The sequence below is a fragment of the Streptomyces sp. NPDC096132 genome (assembly GCF_044763345.1).
Taxonomy (GTDB): domain Bacteria; phylum Actinomycetota; class Actinomycetes; order Streptomycetales; family Streptomycetaceae; genus Streptomyces.
Genome location: NZ_JBIWGA010000004.1, coordinates 511124 through 527260 on the forward strand (window position 1 = coordinate 511124; position 16137 = coordinate 527260).

Below are 16137 nucleotides of genomic sequence, written 5' to 3' on the forward strand. Positions count from 1 at the left end.
GTGGCGCAAACGGACGCACCGGGCAGCGCGGGATTTCGCCCGCACGAGTACCGTATGGAGTTGATATGGGCGTTTTGGCGCGACTTTTCCGGAGGTCGAAGGCCACGGAGGAGGCCACGGAGGCCACGGACACGGCTACGGAGGCGGTCGAGGAGGCCGCCACCCGGGAGGTGACGACCGCCCCCGAGGCATCGGCCGGTACGACGGAGGACGGTGCCGAGGCGGAGCGGGCCGCGCAGGCCGCGCCGGCGCAGGAGCCGGGCGAGGCAGGGGACCCCGAGGAGACGGAAGCGGAGGCCGGTGCCGCCGCGGCCCCCTCCGACGGCGTGGAGATCCCCCGGCAGCAGTCCGCCGAGGAGGTGGCCGACAGCGAGGCCGGCGACGGCGCCCGCACGTAACGGACCCGGTAGGGAAGGTGGCCCATGGGCCTTTTGGAGCAGTTGAGGGCCAGGCTCGCCCCGGCCAAGGACAAGGTCTCGCACTTCGCGCACGAGCACGGGGTCTCGCATTTCGCGCACGAGCACGGGGACAAGCTCTCGCACGGTCTCGACAAGGCGGCCAAGGTCGTCGACGAGAAGACCAAGGGCAAGTACAGCGACAGGATCCACACGGGCACCGACAAGGCCAAGGGCGCCATGGACCGGCTCGCGCACAAGGACGAGCCGCCCGCGGGCGGCGGCGACACGTTCACGCCACCGCGCACGCCCCCACCGGCTTCCTGAACCTCACCCACACCGGCACATCGATCGGCGGACGGCCGCGAAGCGCAGACGCTCGCGGCCGTCCGCCGTTTCAGCGGCCGTGGTCCAGGACCCCTGTGACCGCCGGTGCCCAGAACGACCACATGACAGCCGGGACCCAGGAACGACTACGACCAGCCGGCGACCACATACCCCACGCCGTACGGCGCGTCCTCGTACAGCAGCGTGCCCTTCAGCCCCGCGTCCTCGGCGGCGCCCGCGAGCACCTGCCAGGGGATCCGGCCCGCGGCCTTCAGCTCGCGCGCCAGTTCGGTGTCCAAGGCCTTGATCGCCGCCAGGTCCGCCGCGCCCAGCGCCCGTGCCGCCTCCGCGTCGAAGGGGGCGGCCCGCTCGTCGAGGTAGCCCGGCGCCTTCAGGGTCCGGCAGGCGCTGGCGTCGCCCATGACGAGCAGCGCGACGCGACCCGCCCGGCCGGCGAGCTCCCTGCCGATCTCGGCGCACTGCTCGACCGTGAGCGGTTCCCCGACGCCGAGGCCCTCGACCGGGGCGGCCGACCAGCCGGTCCGCTCCAGCAGCCAGGCGGCGACGGCGAGCGAGGTGGGCAGTTCGCCTGCGGACGGGGGCTCGACGCCGGCCCGGCCCAGCCGTACGGCCACGTCCACGCCGAAGCCGCGGAACGAGCCCCGCGCCCCCTCGGGGTGCGGACCGCGGCCGGCCTCGTCTGCGGGCCCGACGACGACGAGCCGGTCCGGCCGCGCGGCCGCCAGCACGGCCAGCGCGTCGGAGCAGGCGGCACGCGCCACATCCAGCTCGGGTGCGGCTCCCGCGGCGACCTCGGGAACGAGGAGCGGCGGACAGGGGCAGACTGCGGCGGCGACAAGCATGATCGGCAGCGTAACCCCGTACGGCGCCGGGGAGGCGTCGGTGCTGCCGGCGGATCGAGCCCGAAGGAGCCGCGGCATCCGCCGGGCAGGTCCCGGGTCAGTCGCAGCCGCAGCCGCTGCCCGTGGCCACCGGGAGCGGGGCCGGGGCGCCGATCTTCGGGAGGCCGAGCATGACGCCGGCCGGCTTCGCCGCCTTCTCGGCGTTGCGCTTCTCCCAGGCGTCACCCGCGCGCGTGCGGCGCACGTCGAGGACGGCACCCTCGGCGAGGAGGTGGTGCGGGGCGGCGTACGTGATCTCGACCGTGACGACGTCGCCGGGGCGCACCTCCTGGTCCGGCTTGGTGAAGTGGACCAGGCGGTTGTCGGGGGCGCGGCCGGAGAGGCGGTGGGTGGCGCCGTCCTTGCGGCCCTCGCCCTCGGCGACCATCAGCTCCAGGGTGCGGCCGACCTGCTTCTTGTTCTCCTCCCAGGAGATCTCCTCCTGGAGGGCGACGAGACGCTCGTAGCGCGCCTGGACGACCTCCTTGGGGATCTGGTTCTCCATGGTCGCGGCCGGGGTGCCGGGGCGCTTGGAGTACTGGAAGGTGAAGGCCTGCGAGAAGCGCGCCTCGCGGACGGCGTGCAGGGTCTGCTCGAAGTCCTCCTCGGTCTCGCCGGGGAAGCCCACGATGATGTCGGTGGTGATCGCCGCGTGCGGGATCGCCTCGCGCACCTTGCGGATGATCCCCAGGTAGCGCTCCTGCCGGTAGGAGCGGCGCATCGCCTTCAGGACGGTGTCCGAGCCGGACTGCAGGGGCATGTGCAGCTGCGGCATGACGTTCGGGGTCTCCGCCATGGCCGCGATCACGTCGTCCGTGAAGTCGCGGGGGTGGGGGGAGGTGAAGCGGACGCGCTCCAGGCCCTCGATCTGCCCGCAGGCGCGCAGCAGCTTGCTGAAGGCCTCGCGGTCGCCGATGTCGGAGCCGTAGGCGTTGACGTTCTGGCCGAGCAGGGTGATCTCGCTGACGCCCTCGCCGACCAGGGCCTCGATCTCGGCGAGGATGTCGCCGGTGCGGCGGTCCTTCTCCTTGCCGCGCAGGGCCGGGACGATGCAGAAGGTGCACGTGTTGTTGCAGCCGACGGAGATCGACACCCAGGCCGCGTACGCGCTCTCGCGGCGGGTCGGCAGCGTGGAGGGGAAGGCCTCCAGGGACTCGGCGATCTCGACCTGGGCCTCTTCCTGCACGCGCGCGCGTTCCAGCAGGATCGGGAGCTTGCCGATGTTGTGCGTGCCGAAGACGACGTCCACCCAGGGCGCCTTCTTCACGATGGTGTCGCGGTCCTTCTGCGCGAGGCAGCCGCCGACCGCGATCTGCATGCCGGGGCGCGAGGCTTTCCTGGGCGCGAGCCGGCCGAGGTTGCCGTACAGCCGGTTGTCCGCGTTCTCCCGGACCGCGCAGGTGTTGAAGACGACGACGTCCGCGTCGCCGTCGGATCCCTCGGGGGCGCGCACGTACCCGGCTTCTTCGAGCAGCCCGGACAATCGCTCGGAGTCGTGGACGTTCATCTGGCACCCATAGGTGCGGATTTCATAGCTCTTGGGTGCTGGAACGTCCACTGCGAGGCTCCGGTCGCTGCTGCTGGTCATGCCTCAAGGGTAGGTGCTCGCGCGCGAGCCCCCATCCGGCTCCCGTGCCGCCGCTCAGGTCTCGATCACGGCGGCGCAGTCGGGGCAGACCACGGACGCGAGTTCCTCGGGGTACCAGGGTTCGCCGGGGTGGTCGGAGGGCTGCCGGCGGGCCCGGGCCATGGCGAAGGTGTCCTTGCCGCAGAGGGTGCGCGGTCCCGTCTCGCCGGACGCCCCCGGGGCGGGGGGTGCCGCGTGCACCGTGCGGACGCGGCGTTCCGCGCCGCCCGGTGCTTCCGGGGCACCGGTGGCGACCGGTTTGTCGAGTTCGTAGACGACTATCTCGGTCATGTCTCTAGCCGGGTTCCTGGAGGACGGAGAGCACATTGCCCGCGGGGTCGGTGAACCACGCGATCAGCGGGCCGCCGCCGCGGAAGATGCCCTTGTCGTCGGCCCCGAGGTGGTCGTAGCGCTCGAAGCGCACTCCCCTGCCGGTGAGCTCGTCGACCGCGGCCTCGATGTCGTCGACGGGGAAGTTGAGGATCGTGTACGTCGCCGGGGTGTGGTCGGGCTTGGGGTAGACCAGGATGTTCCGGTCCCCCGCGATGTGCAGGGTCAGCATCCCGTTCTCCTCGGACACCCGCAGCCCGAGCGTCTCGCCGTAGAACTTCCTGGCCGCGTCGATGTCGTCGACCGCGAAGCCGCTGAAGGCCTTCGTGTTGCCGAACATGATCGCCTCCCTGGGGTGGTTCCTTGGGTGGTTCCTGAGGTGGTTCCTTAGGGTTAGGACCCGGAGCCGGCCGGGAACTCATCGGCCTCGCCGTCGTCCGCGACGCGCACGACGGCCAGCGTGATGTTGTCGGGGCCGCCCGCGGCGATGGCGGACTTCCACAGTTCGAAGGCCGCCCGGACGTCGTCGTGCTCCCGCATCACGTCGTCGAGCACGTCGGTCGTCACGGGATCGCTCAGGCCGTCGGTGCAGATGAGGTAGCGGTCGCCGGGGGTCAGGGGCGCGGTCGTCACATGGGGCTGGACGGCACGGAAGTCGAGGGAGCCGCCGAGGCACTGGGTGACGAGCGAGGTGGTGCGCCGGCCGGGTGGGAGCGGTGGGCTGTCGTCCACGCTGACCTGGCGCAGCCCGTCCCGGGAGGCCGCGTAGACCCGGCTGTCGCCGACGTTGAACACCAGCGCCGAGCCGGGCAGTACGACGATTCCGGCGACCGTGGTCCCCATGCCGGTGAGCCCGCTTCCCTCCTCCCCGGCAGCCTCGTAGACGGCGCGGTTGCAGGCGTTCAGGGCGTCGCGCACGGCGTCCTCGCCGGTCAGGAGGGGGCCGACGGACGCGATCCGGCGGGCGACCAGGGCGCTGGCCACGTCGCCGCCGGGGTGCCCGCCGAGCCCGTCGGCGACGGCGACGAGCAGAGGTGTGCCGAGCGGGAACACCAGGGTCTGCGGGTTCTCGGTCACGGTGGCGCACAGCGTCCACGGTCCTACGACGAGGCTGTCCTCGTTGCGCTCACGGAGCAGCCCGGGATGGCTGAGCGCGCTGACGGCGACGTACGGCATGGGGCGTCACCGCCGGTTCCGGTCGCGACTGCCGGTCATGCCTCCAGCCTAGGCGGCCCCCCGGAGACTTCCACCGGTCCCGGCCCGCTCCGGCGGTCCCGTGTCAGTCGGTGGTGAAGGGCACCGGCAGTGGGGCGGGGTGGCGGCTGCCCGCGGAACCCTGGGGGAGGATCTCGGCGTCGGTGAGGTCCACGTCGGCCGCGCCGGCGTTCTCCGTCAGACGGTCGGCGTTGCAGGTGCCGGGGATGGGGACGACGTCCTCGCCGTGCCGGCGCTCGTCCCAGCTGCGCATGTCGTCGGCGGGGTACTCGGCGGCCGGCTCGACCGCGCCGGTGAGGAAGCCGCGGCCCAGCGGGGAGTACGGCACCAGGCATATGCCGAGTTCCCGCAGGACCGGGAGGATCTTCTCCTCCAGGAGAGCGGTTCTACGCACCCGCCCGGCAGCGCATCAGCGGCTGGATGCGGGTCCCGAAGTTCTCCAGCCCCTCCAGGAAGTCGTCGAAGACGAGCATGATCCCCTTGTTGCCGGGCACCTCGGCGATCTCGTCGAGCATCCCGGCGACGGTCTCGTAGGAGCCGACGAGCGTGCCCATGTTGAAGTTGACGGCGCCTTCGGGAAGCACGATGGTGCGGGCGGTGGAGGAGTCGTCGGCGGTGGTGTCGGTGGCCGACTCCCCCGCCATGTAGGCGAGCGCCGCGTGGTCGGCGTTGTCGTGGTAGTCCCGCCACTTCGCGCGGGCGGCCTCGTCGGTCTCGTCGGCGATCACCATGAACAGCGACAGCGCCCCGACGTCACGGCCCGTCTCCCGCACCGCGTCCACCAGTGCGGCCGTCGTGTCCGCGAACGCGAGCGGGGTGTTCACGCCGCTGCCCAGGATGAAGTTGTAGTCGGCGTGCTCGGCGGCGAACCGCATGCCGGTGCTGCTCTGTCCGGCGGCGACGATGTCGATGCGCCCGTCCGCCGGCCGCGGCGACAGCACGCAGTCGTCCATCTCGTAGAACTCGCCCTTGAAGTCGCTGACGCCCTCGCTCCACAGCTCCTTCATGACGGTGACGTACTCGACGGCCCGGTCGTACCGGTTGCCGAAGTGCTCGTCGCCGGGCCACACGCCCATCTGCGCGTACTCGCCCGGCGCCCAGCCGGTGACGATGTTGACGCCGAACCGGCCGGGGGCGATGGAGTCGACCGTGACCGCCATGCGCGCGACGATGGCCGGGGGCAGGGCGAGGATCGGGGTGGAGGCGTACAGCTTGATCCGCTCCGTCACCGCGGCCAGGCCCGCCATCAGCGTGAACGACTCCAGGCAGTGGTCCCAGAACTCCGTCTCGCCGCCGAAGCCCTTGAGTTTGATCATCGAGAGGGCGAAGTCGAGTCCGTGCTCCTCCGCCTTGCGCACCACGGCCTTGTTCAGCTCGAAGGTCGGCATGTACTGGGGAGCGCTCTTCGAGATGAGCCAGCCGTTGTTGCCGATGGGGATGAAGACACCGATGTCCATGCCGCTCCTCATGATCGGAAGGTGCTCGTGCGACGGCACGCTACACGGACCGCCTTTGATCAACTCGCTTCGTTTTTAGGGCCGTTGACGCGTGAAACTGGCAGGAAACCACCGGTGAGAATGTGTGAAAAAGGTTCCGTACGAGAACGGGAACGATAGGTTCCCTGCATGAACGCACGGCTCGCTCTGCTCGGCACGGTGGCCCCCGGGGTGACGGAGAGCGAGGTCTTCCGGCTTGCGCTGCAGCACGCCATGGGTGAGCTGGGCGCGCTCGGCGCGGCCATGCACCTGCGCGGTCCGATGTCCGCGCTGCGACTGGTGTCGGCCGTCGGTCTGCCGCCCGCCCTCACCCGCTCCTGGGAGATCGTCGACCAGGAGGGTCCCCTGGCCCCGGCCCGCGCCCTCCACCGGGGCGACGGTGTGTGGACGCCGCTGGGGTCCGGCGGCCCGCCCGAGCCCGGGGCGGTCTGGCCAGGCACCGGCCTCGCCGCCCTGCCGGTGTTCAGCGGGAGGCGCAGCATAGGCGCGCTGACCGTGCTGGCCGGCGAGCTCGGTGAACCCACGCCGGAGCACTGGGAGTTCCTGCGGGCCGTCGTCGCCTGGACCGAGGACCGCATGGCGCAGGCCCCGCCCCCGGCCGGACCCGCGCAGACCGAGCTGAGCGGGGAGCGGCTGCGGCAGGCCCTGAAGGAGGTCCGGGTCGGCTCGTGGGACTGGGACATCCACAGCGGCGACCTGATCTGGGACGAGGCGGCACTGGAGCTGTACGGCACCCGGCCGGCCGACTTCACCGGAAGGATCGAGAACTGGATGCGGATCGTCCACCCCGACGACCTGGCGCCCACACTGGCGGCGGCGCAGCGGGCGATCCTCGACCACTCGGTCTACGAGGCCGAGTACCGGGTACGGCGCCTGGACGGCACGTACGGCTGGACCCAGGCGCGCGGCAGGGCCACGTACGACGAGCACGGCGAGCCCCTGCGGATGATCGGGGTGGGCTGGGAGAGCAACGAGTCGCGGACCGCCCGGGACGCGCTCAGCCGGGCCCTGCGGCACATGAGCGACGGCTTCCTCGCGGTGGACGACGAGTGGCGGATCACCTTCGCCAACCTGGAGGCGGAGCGCTTCCTGGGCTTCTCGGAGGAGGAGTTGTTCGGGCGTCTGCTCTGGGACCTGCCCGCCGCCCGGCAGGTGCCCGGCCTGGAGGGCCGGTGCCGTAAGGCCGCGGCCGAGGAGAAGCCCGCCGGGTTCGATGTGCGGATGCCGGCCGGGTGCCGCTACCACATGCGGCTGGTGCCGGGTCCCGACGGGCGCACCCTCTACTTCACCGATGTCACCGAGAGACGGCGGCTCGCGGAGGAGCGGCAGGCGGACGAGCGCGCCGCGGCCGAGCGGTCGGCGCGGATAGCGGAGCTGACCGCGGAACTGGCCAAGGCGACCACCTCGCAGGACGTGGTGGACGCGGTCGCCCGGCGGGTGCTGCCGCCGTTCGCCGCCGCCGGGGTCCTGGTGCAGGTGATCGAGGAGGAGCGGCTGCACTACGTGGGTGCCGTCGGCTACCCGGACGACTTCCTGGAACTCATCGACGGACGCCGCCGGTTACCCGGCGATCCGGCCTGGGACGCGATCACGTCCGGCACTCCCCTGTTCTTCTCCTCGCCGCTGGAGCTGACCTCGCACTCGCCCTGGCTGGCGGGCCTGCCGGAGCGCGGCCGCAAGCAGGCGTGGGCGTTCCTGCCGCTGACCGCGTCCGGACACACGTTCGGGGTGTGCGTGGTGGCCTTCGACCGCCGTCGGCTGCTCACCGCCGAGGAGCGTGCCCTGCTGGCCACGATCAGCGCCCTCGTCGCGCAGTCCCTGGAGCGGGCCCGCCTCTACGACGCCGAGTACACCCGGTCCCGTGAACTCCAGCGCAGTCTGCTCCCCCAGGCGCTGCCCGACCTGCCCTCGTGCACGGCCGCCGCCCGCTATCTGCCGACCGGGCGGGGCGCGGACGTGGGCGGCGACTGGTACGACATCATCCCGCTGTCCGGCGGACAGGTGGCGCTCGTCGTCGGCGACGTCATGGGCCACGGGCTCCCGGAGGCGGCCACCATGGGCCGGCTGCGCACCGCCGTCCACACCCTGGCCGACCTCGAACTGCCGCCCGGCGAGATCATGAGCCACCTCAACGACATCGTCGGCGGCATGGGCGAGGGGTCGTACGCCACCTGTCTGTACGCGCTCTACGACTCCACCACCCGGGTCTGTTCCCTGGTCCGCGCCGGACACCCGCCGCCGGCGCTGGTGTGTCCCGACGGCACCGTGCACTTCCCGGAGCCGGACGCCGACCCGCCCCTGGGCGCGGCGGAACCGCCGTTCGAGACGGTCGAGCTGAGGGTGCCGGAGGGCAGTCTGCTCGTGCTGTACACCGACGGTCTGGTCGAGTCGGCGAAACGGGACATCGACGAGGGGATGGCGGAGCTGGCCCGGCTGCTGACGGCGGCTCACGCGGGCGGCGCCGTCGGCAGTGCCGTGGATCTCGAGCGGCTGTGCGACACGCTGACGGCCCATCTCCTGCCCACCGAGCAACAGGCCGCCGACGACGCGGCGTTCCTCGTCGCCCGGCTGCACGCCCTGCCCGCCGACCGGATGGCCTCCTGGCCGCTGCCAGAGGACCCGAGAGCCGCCGGCCAGGCCCGCCGGCACGTCCGCGAGCAGCTTTCCCTCTGGGACCTGGGGCAGCTGACCCCCACCGCGGAACTGCTGGTCAGCGAACTCGTGGGCAATGTCGTCCGGCATGCCAGGGGCCCGGTCCGGCTGCGGCTGCTGTACGGCGCCGAGCTGATCTGCGAGGTCTACGACGGCAGCCAGACCATGCCCCGCATCCGGCGTGCCACGGAGACCGACGAGGGCGGCCGGGGCCTGCAGCTGATCACGGCGCTGTCCGGGCGGTGGGGCGCGCGCTTCACGCCGAACGGCAAGTGCATCTGGACCGAGCAGCCGTTGCCCGGCCCGGACGACGGACCGGACGAACCCGACGGCGCACCGGAGGCGGTGTTCCTGAACCTGGCCGGCTTCGACGAGGACTGGGACGCGCTGCTGTGAGGGCCGTGACGTCACTCAGGGATCGATGAGCCCGGCGCGGATCGCGTAGCGGGTGAGTTCCAGGCGGTCGCGCATGCCGAGTTTGTACAGCAGGTTGGCGCGGTGCCGTTCGACGGTCTTGGCGCTGATGAAGAGCAGGGTGCCGATCTCCCGTGAGGTGTGCCCCTCGGCGACCAGCTTGAGGATCTCCTCCTCGCGCTCGGTGATGGGCCGCTCCGGCAGCCCGTCGACGCCGTCCCCGCGGTGCAGCCGCTCCAGGTACGAGCGCACGAGGGCCCGCTCGGCGCCCGGGTAGATGAACGGCTCGTCGCGCACCACGGCCCGGCAGGCCTCGACGAGATCGCGGTCGGCGACCGACTTCAGGACGTAACCGCCCGCCCCGGCCCTGAGCGCCTCGAAGAAGTACTGCTCGTTGTCGTACATGGTGAGGATGAGGATCCGCGGCGAAGGCTGCCGCCGGGACAGCTCACGGGCCGCCTGCAGTCCCGTCATCCGGGGCATGGCCACGTCGAGCACGGCCAGATCGATGTCCCCCGCCCGGGCCCGCTCGACCGCCTCGGCCCCGTCCCCGGCCTCGGCGACGACCTCCAGATCGGGTTCGCCGTCCAGGATGAGCCGCACGCCACGGCGGACCAGCGTGTGGTCGTCGGCGAGGAGGACGCGGACCGGTGAGGTGCGGTCGGTCATCGCTCGGCTCCGAGCGCGGCCGCGGGCCCACCTGGCCGCACAGGCACCGTCAGCCGTACGTCCGTTCCCGGACCCTCGTCGTCCAGGCTGAGCCGCGCTCCTATCAACAGCGCCCGTTCCCGCATGCCCCGTATTCCGGCCCCCTCCCCCGCCGCCGTGCCGAGCCCCTCGCCGTTGTCCCGTACGAGGAGTTCGACGCCGTCGCCGACCGGGCGCAGCCGGAGTTCGGCGCGGTCGGCGCCGGCGTGCCGGGCGGTGTTGGTGAGGGCTTCCTGGGCGACGCGGTAGAGCACGAGTTCGGTCTCCTCGGTCAGCGGAGGCAGGCCGGTGCGCAGGTCGTGACGTACCGTCAGCCCGTGGGTGGTGAACTCGGCCGCGAGCGAGCGCAGTGCGCTGAGCAGGCCGAGTTCGTCGAGGACGCCGGGGCGCAGACGGCGGGCGATGCGCCGGATCTCGTCGAGCCCGGAGCGGGTGGCCTCCTGGGCCTGGCCCAGTTCCTCGCGCAGCTCGTCCGGCGCCCGGTCGGCGACCCGCTTGAGCTGGAGGAGGACCGCGGTCAGGGTCTGGCCGACCTCGTCGTGGAGTTCCCGCGCGATGCGGTGGCGCTCACGTTCCTGGGCGGACAGCGCCCGGCCCGCGCTGGCGGCGCGCTCGGCCTCCAGCCGGTCGAGCATGGCGTTGTACGTGGTGATCAGCTCGGCTGTCTCGACCGGGCCGGAGACCACGGCCCGGGCCCCGGGCCGCAGCAGATCGGCGTCGGCCATCGCCCGGCCGAGCCGCCCCAGCGGGGCCAGTCCGACCCGCAGCACGACCACGTTGACGGCGAGGAGCACGGCCAGACCGCCCAGGACGACGAGCGCCTCGCCCGGCAGCACCGGCGTGGAGACGGTGACCGGGCCCAGGAGCAGCGCGGCGGCCACGGTCAGGCCGACGGCGTTGAGCGTGAAGATCCGTGCGAACAGCGACACGCTCCCGGTTCCTCCTCTCCCGCGCACCCATGGCACCGCCGTGACCAGCCTCTCCGTCCTCCGCGGTCCCCGTCCATCCGTCACAACACCCATGTCGCCACCGTACGGGCGGATGGCAGCATGACCGCTCCGGGCACCCGTGAACCACTGAACCACTGAACCACTGACGGCATCGACGAACGACAAGACGGACGACAAGGAGAAGAAACGTGTCTGCGCCACGCCTGAGGACGACACCGCTGCCAGGCATCGGGGTCCAGTACGACCTGGTGACTCGGGAACAGCGCCATCTGTCCGTGGTGGCGCACCGGGACGGCACCCGTACGGTCGCCGTGTACCGCGCCGACGACCCCGACTCGTGCGCCCAGTCCCTGCACCTGACCGGCGCGGAGGCCGGCTCGCTGATCGACGCGCTGAAGCCGTCCCACCACAGCGCGAGCCTGCTGTACACCACGGACCTGGGCCTGGTCGCCGAGCGCATCGAGGTCGCGGCGGCCTCCCGCTGGAACGGGCGGCTGCTGGGCGACACCCGGATGCGCACGGAGACGGGCGCGTCGATCGTGGCGGTGCTGCGGCGGGCCGAGGCGATCCCGTCCCCCGCTCCGGACTTCCGGCTGGCGGGCGGCGACACGCTCATCGTGATCGGCACCCGCGAGGGCGTGGACGCGGCCGCGGCGATACTCGGGCGGGAGTGATCGCGTGCACTCCGCCGTCCTGCTGATCGAGTTCGGTTCCATCATCCTGGCGCTCGGGCTGCTCGGCCGGTTCGCCGCCCGTTTCCGGTTCTCGCCGATACCGCTGTACCTGCTGGCCGGTCTGGCCTTCGGCGAGGGCGGGCTGCTGCCGCTCGGCGCGAGCGAGGAGTTCGTCGCCACCGGCGCCGAGATCGGCGTCATCCTGTTGCTGCTGATGCTCGGCCTGGAGTACACGGCGAGCGATCTGGTCTCCAACCTCAAGGCCCACTATCCGGCCGGGCTCGTCGACTGCGCCCTCAACGCCCTGCCTGGCGCGGCCGCCGCGCTGCTGCTGGGCTGGGGGCCGGTGGCTGCCGTGGTCCTCGCCGGCGTCACCTGGATCTCCTCGTCCGGGGTGATCGCCAAGGTGCTGGGCGACCTCGGCCGGGTGGGCAACCGGGAGACCCCGGTCATCCTCAGCGTCCTCGTCCTGGAGGACCTGGCGATGGCCGTCTACCTGCCGATCGTCACCGCGCTGGTGGCCGGGGCGGGTCTGGCCGCCGGCAGCCTGACCCTGGCGATCGCGCTCGGCGTGGCGGGGCTGGTGCTGTTCGCGGCGGTGCGCTACGGCCGGGTCATCTCCCGGTTCGTGTCGAGCGACGACCCGGAGAAGCTGCTGCTCGTCGTGCTGGGGCTGACGATCCTGGTCGCCGGTGTGGCACAGCAGCTCCAGGTGTCGGCGGCGGTGGGCGCGTTCCTGGTGGGCATCGCGTTGTCCGGTGAGGCCGCGGAGGGCGCGCACACACTGCTGAGCCCGCTGCGGGACCTGTTCGCGGCGATCTTCTTCGTCTTCTTCGGGCTGCACACCGACCCGGCGAGCATCCCTCCCGTCCTCCTCCCCGCGCTGGCGCTGGCCGTCGTCACGGCCGCGACGAAGATCGCCACCGGTTACTGGGCGGCCCGGCGCGCGGGCATCTCCGTGCGGGGCCGCTGGCGCGCGGGCGGTGCGCTGGTAGCCCGCGGCGAGTTCTCGATCGTCATCGCCGGCCTCGCGGTCACCGCCGGAATCGAGCCGTCCCTGGGCCCGCTGGCGACCGCGTACGTCCTGCTCCTGGTGGTCCTCGGCCCGCTCACCGCGCGCTACACGGAACCGCTGGCGCTGTGGTGGACGCGCCGCCGGACACCCCGGGAGGACGTGGCGGAGCGGCCGTCCGAGACGCGGGCGCAGGAGCCGGTGAGCGACTGAGGGGCGGTGAGGGGCGGCCCGAGGTTATGCCGTAGGTCACATCTCCCTGTGGCCGAATCATGGAGTGGCGGTGAGAGAGCCATGGCATGCTCATGGCTCGTTACCGGCCAGTAGGTACCCGGTGGCCCCACCGTGCCCGGCCGGTCTCCCTTTCTCGCCCCCCACCACCCCCAGGACTGACCTTGCGCAGACGCACGACGCACCGCCGTGCCCTCATGCCCGCCTTGGCCGCATCCGCCCTCCTCCTCGCCGCGGGCTGCTCCTCCGCCCCGTCGCAGGCCGCATCCCCCTCCGCCACGGCCGACCGGCAGGCCGGCGCCTCGGAGTCCGCCGCCGACCGCTCGCTCGCGGTGGCCGCGGCTCCGGCGGGCACCGCCACCGCCGCGGCCAACCCGGCCAGGTCCGACGGCAAGGCCCAGCGGACCGAGCTCGCTGTCGCCTCGTACGACAGCAAGACCCGACGGGCCGTCATCGCCTCGGACGACTCCGACGACGGCGCCGGTACGGCCAGTTCCGCACCCTCCCCGAGCGCGTCCTCCGCCGGCGCCTCGGCGGCCCCGCACCGCACCGCCGTGGGCGACGTCATCGCCAGCGCCCCCGCTCCCGGCGCGCCGCAGGGGCTCCTCGCCAAGGTCACGAAGGTGCTCGGCGAGACCGAGGAGGGGACGGAGGTACAGACCGAACCGGCCCAGCTCAACGCGCTGCTCGGGGACGACACCGCCAAGGGCAGCGTGCCGGTCGACCCGGCCGCGTTCGACGTCGACAAGTTGCTGCCCGACGTCGACGTGTCCTGGTCGCGCACGGGTGACGTGCACGTCGGCCCGGAGGGCGCGACGGTCCCGCTCGGCAGCCTGCGGCTCGACGTACGCGCCGAACTCCCCACCCTGACCAAGGGATCCGCCTCCGCCTACGCGTCCGTCGAGGGCTTCGTCCAGGTCGCCCCGCAGGTCGACTTCCGCTACGGCGGCGAGGGCGCCGACACCGCACCCGCCTCGGCGTACCTGGGCGTGTCCGGGGACTGGACCTCCGGCTGGTCGCTCAAGGGCCGGGCCGGCGCCTCCGCGACCCCGGTGCGCATCCCCTTCGCCACCCTGCACGCCGATCCCGTCCTCCAGGTCGGCCCCGTCCCCGTCGTCGTCAACCTCGACCTGACCTGTTACGTCGAGATCAGCGGCGACGGAAAGATCACCGTGGACGTGGAGCAGAGCCTGAAGGGCGACTTCGAGGCGGGCGGCACCTTCGGTCTCACCCAGGGCTGGACCCCGGTCAGCTCCTCCGACATGACCAGCACGCCGGTGCGGACGTCCGTCACCACCGCCGGAGGCGTGAAGGCGGCCCTCGGCGCCCAGGCCTCCGTCGGCCTCTACGGCAGCGTCGGCGTCGTCGCCGACCTGGCCCCGTACGTCCGCGGCGAGGGCACCGGCACGGTCACCGGCACCGACGACGTGTTCGAGGCCAAGGGCACCTGGGCCGTCTACGGAGGCGTGGACCTCACCGGCACGCTCCGGCTGCAGCTGACGATCTTCGGCACGCCCGTGTTCCAGAAGGACATCCCGCTGGGCGCGCTGCACCGCGAGTGGAAGCTGGCGGGCGGCGAGACGCCGTAGCGCCCGTCAGGACGCCGCGCCGTCAGGTATCCATCCCTGGCGGCGCAGCACCGCGGACACGTCCGGCGCCTCGTAGTGCTGCCCCTTGAGCACCTTGCCGTCGGCCCGGCGGGCCACCTGGCCGTCGGGGCCCAGCTTGGTCATGTTGGAGCGGTGGATCTCGGAGATCACCGCGTCGAGGTCGATCCCGTGCACCAGCGCCGTGCCGTACGCGACGTAGACGACGTCGGCCAGTTCGTGCGCCAGCCGGTCCAGCGGGCCGCTCACCGACACCTCGGCGACCTCCGCCGCCTCCTCGGCGAGCAGCTCCCCGCGGTGCGCGGCGAGACGGGGCGACACCTCCGTCGGCGTACTGCGGGTGTCGAGCCCGAAGGCACGGTGGAACTCACGGACCAGGTCGGCGGGCGAGGAAGAGCTCATGCCCCCGACTGTAACGACGCCCACTGACAGTGCCGTCCGGAACCGGCCCTGTGAGCCCCGCCCTGGTCAGCACCGCGCGCGGGCTGGCAGGATCGCCGCATGTCCAAGGTTCTCCCCCGTATCGGCAGGCGCCGGGCCCTGCAGGGCGCGGCGGCCGGTGCCGTCGTGCTCGGGCTGCTGCTGTGGTGGCTGCTGCCGCTGGGCGAGGACCCGCCGAGCGGGTCGATCACGTTCAGCACGGGCTCGACCGGTGGTGTCTACCAGGAGTACGGCAGCCTGCTGCGCAACGAGCTGGCCAAGGACATGCCGGGGCTGAAGGTGACCCTGAAGACGAGCAACGGCTCGCAGGAGAACGTCGCGCGCGTGGCGACGGGCGAGGCCGACTTCACCATCGCCGCGGCGGACGCCGTACAGACGTACGAGGAGCGGCATGCCGCCTCGGCGACCAGGCTGCGCGGGGTGGCCCGGCTCTACGACGACTACGTCCAGCTGGTGGTGCCGCGCGACTCGGACGTCCGTTCCGTCGCCGATCTGCGCGGGAAGCGGGTCGCGACGGGGCTGCCCGGCTCGGGCGTGCGGCTGATCGCCGAGCGGGTGCTCACGACGGCGGGCGTTGATCCGGCCAAGGACATCACGGCCGTGTCCGAGGGCATCAACACCGGTCCGGAGCGTCTGAAGGAGGGCAAGATCGATGCCTTCTTCTGGTCCGGCGGGGTCCCGACGGCCGGTCTGGAGAACCTGGCGGACAGTTTCACCTTCCGGTTCGTGCCGATCGACGCCGCCCTGGTGGCCGAGATGCACGACCAGGACGAGTCCACCAGCTACTACCGGGCCACCAACATGCCCGAGTCGGCCTATCCCAGCGTCCAGAACGGCGACACCGTGCCGACGATCGCGGTGTCCAACCTGCTGATGACCCGCACGGACATGAATCCCCGGCTCACCGAATGGCTGACCCGGACCGTGCTCAAGAGCCGCGACGACATCGGGGGCCACGTCCACTCGGCCCAGCTGGTGGACCTGCGCACGGCCATCTACACCGACCCGCTCCCCCTGCACACGGGCGCCCGGCGCTACTACCGCTCGGTCAAGCCGTAGACGACGGAACGGCCCCCGCGACGCCAAGGCGTGGACGCCAGAACGGCCCCCGCGGCGCCAAGACGTGGACGCCGGAACGGGTCCCCCGACGCCAAGC

At 72.3% G+C, this 16137-nt stretch carries 16 protein-coding genes and 1 pseudogene; 7 read left to right on the forward strand and 10 right to left on the reverse strand.

Going from position 1 to position 16137, the window contains the following annotated elements:
- The first annotated feature begins 65 nt into the window (after positions 1–65).
- Entirely contained in the window at positions 66–398 is a 333-nt protein-coding gene (locus ACIRF9_RS12845) for a hypothetical protein (protein ID WP_403819784.1), read from the forward strand.
- 24 nt (positions 399–422) lie between these two features.
- Positions 423–722 (forward strand): antitoxin, encoded by a 300-nt coding sequence (locus ACIRF9_RS12850; protein WP_403819786.1) that lies wholly within the window; start codon positions 423–425, stop codon positions 720–722.
- Between the two features lie 146 nt (positions 723–868).
- On the opposite strand, the gene ACIRF9_RS12855 is transcribed toward ACIRF9_RS12850, so the two are convergent.
- From ACIRF9_RS12855 to rutA, 7 genes and pseudogenes are all read right to left on the reverse strand, one after another.
- Positions 869–1585 (reverse strand): class III extradiol dioxygenase subunit B-like domain-containing protein, encoded by a 717-nt coding sequence (locus ACIRF9_RS12855; protein ID WP_403819787.1) that lies wholly within the window; start codon positions 1583–1585, stop codon positions 869–871.
- Positions 1586–1682: 97 nt separating this feature from the next.
- Positions 1683–3212: a tRNA (N6-isopentenyl adenosine(37)-C2)-methylthiotransferase MiaB gene (miaB, locus tag ACIRF9_RS12860; RefSeq protein ID WP_403819789.1), complete on the reverse strand. Its 1530-nt coding sequence runs from the start codon at positions 3210–3212 to the stop codon at positions 1683–1685.
- 54 nt (positions 3213–3266) lie between these two features.
- Positions 3267–3542 carry a hypothetical protein gene (locus ACIRF9_RS12865; protein WP_403819791.1) on the reverse strand — a complete coding sequence of 92 codons (276 nt, stop codon included), beginning with the start codon at positions 3540–3542 and terminating at the stop codon, positions 3267–3269.
- 4 nt (positions 3543–3546) lie between these two features.
- A complete protein-coding gene (locus tag ACIRF9_RS12870; protein ID WP_403819793.1) occupies positions 3547–3921 on the reverse strand; it encodes a VOC family protein in 375 nt (124 codons plus the stop codon).
- 53 nt (positions 3922–3974) lie between these two features.
- On the reverse strand, positions 3975–4757 hold the full coding sequence (locus ACIRF9_RS12875) for a PP2C family protein-serine/threonine phosphatase (RefSeq protein ID WP_403819795.1): 783 nt from the start codon (positions 4755–4757) through the stop codon (positions 3975–3977).
- Positions 4758–4860: 103 nt separating this feature from the next.
- Positions 4861–5172, reverse strand: a pseudogene (locus ACIRF9_RS12880) (aldo/keto reductase); the annotation flags it as partial.
- 10 nt (positions 5173–5182) lie between these two features.
- A complete protein-coding gene (gene rutA / locus ACIRF9_RS12885) occupies positions 5183–6253 on the reverse strand; it encodes a pyrimidine utilization protein A (protein WP_403819931.1) in 1071 nt (356 codons plus the stop codon).
- A 168-nt stretch (positions 6254–6421) separates the two neighbouring features.
- On the opposite strand from rutA, the gene ACIRF9_RS12890 reads away from it, so the two are divergent.
- Positions 6422–9340 (forward strand): SpoIIE family protein phosphatase, encoded by a 2919-nt coding sequence (locus ACIRF9_RS12890; protein ID WP_403819797.1) that lies wholly within the window; start codon positions 6422–6424, stop codon positions 9338–9340.
- A 15-nt stretch (positions 9341–9355) separates the two neighbouring features.
- Here the strand turns inward: ACIRF9_RS12890 and ACIRF9_RS12895 are convergent, their stop codons facing one another.
- Both ACIRF9_RS12895 and ACIRF9_RS12900 read right to left on the reverse strand, forming a co-directional pair.
- The gene (locus ACIRF9_RS12895) at positions 9356–10027 is read right to left on the reverse strand and encodes a response regulator (RefSeq protein ID WP_403819799.1); all 672 of its coding nucleotides are present in this window, start codon (positions 10025–10027) and stop codon (positions 9356–9358) included.
- Positions 10024–10995, reverse strand: coding sequence for a sensor histidine kinase (locus ACIRF9_RS12900; protein WP_403819800.1), 972 nt, complete (start codon positions 10993–10995; stop codon positions 10024–10026). Before ACIRF9_RS12900 ends, ACIRF9_RS12895 begins: the two co-directional genes overlap by 4 nt.
- 209 nt (positions 10996–11204) lie before the next feature.
- Here ACIRF9_RS12900 and ACIRF9_RS12905 point away from each other — a divergent pair, with 209 nt between their 5' ends.
- The 3 genes from ACIRF9_RS12905 (at position 11205) to ACIRF9_RS12915 (ending at position 14522) form a co-directional block, all read left to right on the forward strand.
- A complete protein-coding gene (locus tag ACIRF9_RS12905; protein ID WP_403819801.1) occupies positions 11205–11690 on the forward strand; it encodes a cation:proton antiporter regulatory subunit in 486 nt (161 codons plus the stop codon).
- Between the two features lie 4 nt (positions 11691–11694).
- On the forward strand, positions 11695–12915 hold the full coding sequence (locus ACIRF9_RS12910; RefSeq protein ID WP_403819803.1) for a cation:proton antiporter: 1221 nt from the start codon (positions 11695–11697) through the stop codon (positions 12913–12915).
- Positions 12916–13130: 215 nt separating this feature from the next.
- Positions 13131–14522 (forward strand): hypothetical protein, encoded by a 1392-nt coding sequence (locus ACIRF9_RS12915; protein ID WP_403819934.1) that lies wholly within the window; start codon positions 13131–13133, stop codon positions 14520–14522.
- A gap of 6 nt (positions 14523–14528) precedes the next feature.
- Here ACIRF9_RS12915 and ACIRF9_RS12920 read toward each other — a convergent pair whose 3' ends face one another.
- The gene (locus tag ACIRF9_RS12920) at positions 14529–14942 is read right to left on the reverse strand and encodes a MazG nucleotide pyrophosphohydrolase domain-containing protein (RefSeq protein WP_403819805.1); all 414 of its coding nucleotides are present in this window, start codon (positions 14940–14942) and stop codon (positions 14529–14531) included.
- A 99-nt stretch (positions 14943–15041) separates the two neighbouring features.
- Here ACIRF9_RS12920 and ACIRF9_RS12925 point away from each other — a divergent pair, with 99 nt between their 5' ends.
- Positions 15042–16040 (forward strand): TAXI family TRAP transporter solute-binding subunit, encoded by a 999-nt coding sequence (locus tag ACIRF9_RS12925; RefSeq protein ID WP_403819808.1) that lies wholly within the window; start codon positions 15042–15044, stop codon positions 16038–16040.
- Positions 16041–16137: the final 97 nt, after the last annotated feature.

Bases quoted from the DNA above. Each gene is read 5' to 3' on its own strand.
- ACIRF9_RS12845 (WP_403819784.1), top strand. From the start codon at position 66: ATGGGCGTTTTGGCGCGACTTTTCCGGAGGTCGAAGGCCACGGAGGAG.
- ACIRF9_RS12850 (WP_403819786.1), top strand. From the start codon at position 423: ATGGGCCTTTTGGAGCAGTTGAGGGCCAGGCTCGCCCCGGCCAAGGAC.
- ACIRF9_RS12855 (WP_403819787.1), bottom strand. From the start codon at position 1,585: ATGCTTGTCGCCGCCGCAGTCTGCCCCTGTCCGCCGCTCCTCGTTCCC.
- miaB (WP_403819789.1), bottom strand. From the start codon at position 3,212: ATGACCAGCAGCAGCGACCGGAGCCTCGCAGTGGACGTTCCAGCACCC.
- ACIRF9_RS12865 (WP_403819791.1), bottom strand. From the start codon at position 3,542: ATGACCGAGATAGTCGTCTACGAACTCGACAAACCGGTCGCCACCGGT.
- ACIRF9_RS12870 (WP_403819793.1), bottom strand. From the start codon at position 3,921: ATGTTCGGCAACACGAAGGCCTTCAGCGGCTTCGCGGTCGACGACATC.
- ACIRF9_RS12875 (WP_403819795.1), bottom strand. From the start codon at position 4,757: ATGCCGTACGTCGCCGTCAGCGCGCTCAGCCATCCCGGGCTGCTCCGT.
- rutA (WP_403819931.1), bottom strand. From the start codon at position 6,253: ATGGACATCGGTGTCTTCATCCCCATCGGCAACAACGGCTGGCTCATC.
- ACIRF9_RS12890 (WP_403819797.1), top strand. From the start codon at position 6,422: ATGAACGCACGGCTCGCTCTGCTCGGCACGGTGGCCCCCGGGGTGACG.
- ACIRF9_RS12895 (WP_403819799.1), bottom strand. From the start codon at position 10,027: ATGACCGACCGCACCTCACCGGTCCGCGTCCTCCTCGCCGACGACCAC.
- ACIRF9_RS12915 (WP_403819934.1), top strand. From the start codon at position 13,131: ATGCCCGCCTTGGCCGCATCCGCCCTCCTCCTCGCCGCGGGCTGCTCC.
- ACIRF9_RS12920 (WP_403819805.1), bottom strand. From the start codon at position 14,942: ATGAGCTCTTCCTCGCCCGCCGACCTGGTCCGTGAGTTCCACCGTGCC.
- ACIRF9_RS12925 (WP_403819808.1), top strand. From the start codon at position 15,042: ATGTCCAAGGTTCTCCCCCGTATCGGCAGGCGCCGGGCCCTGCAGGGC.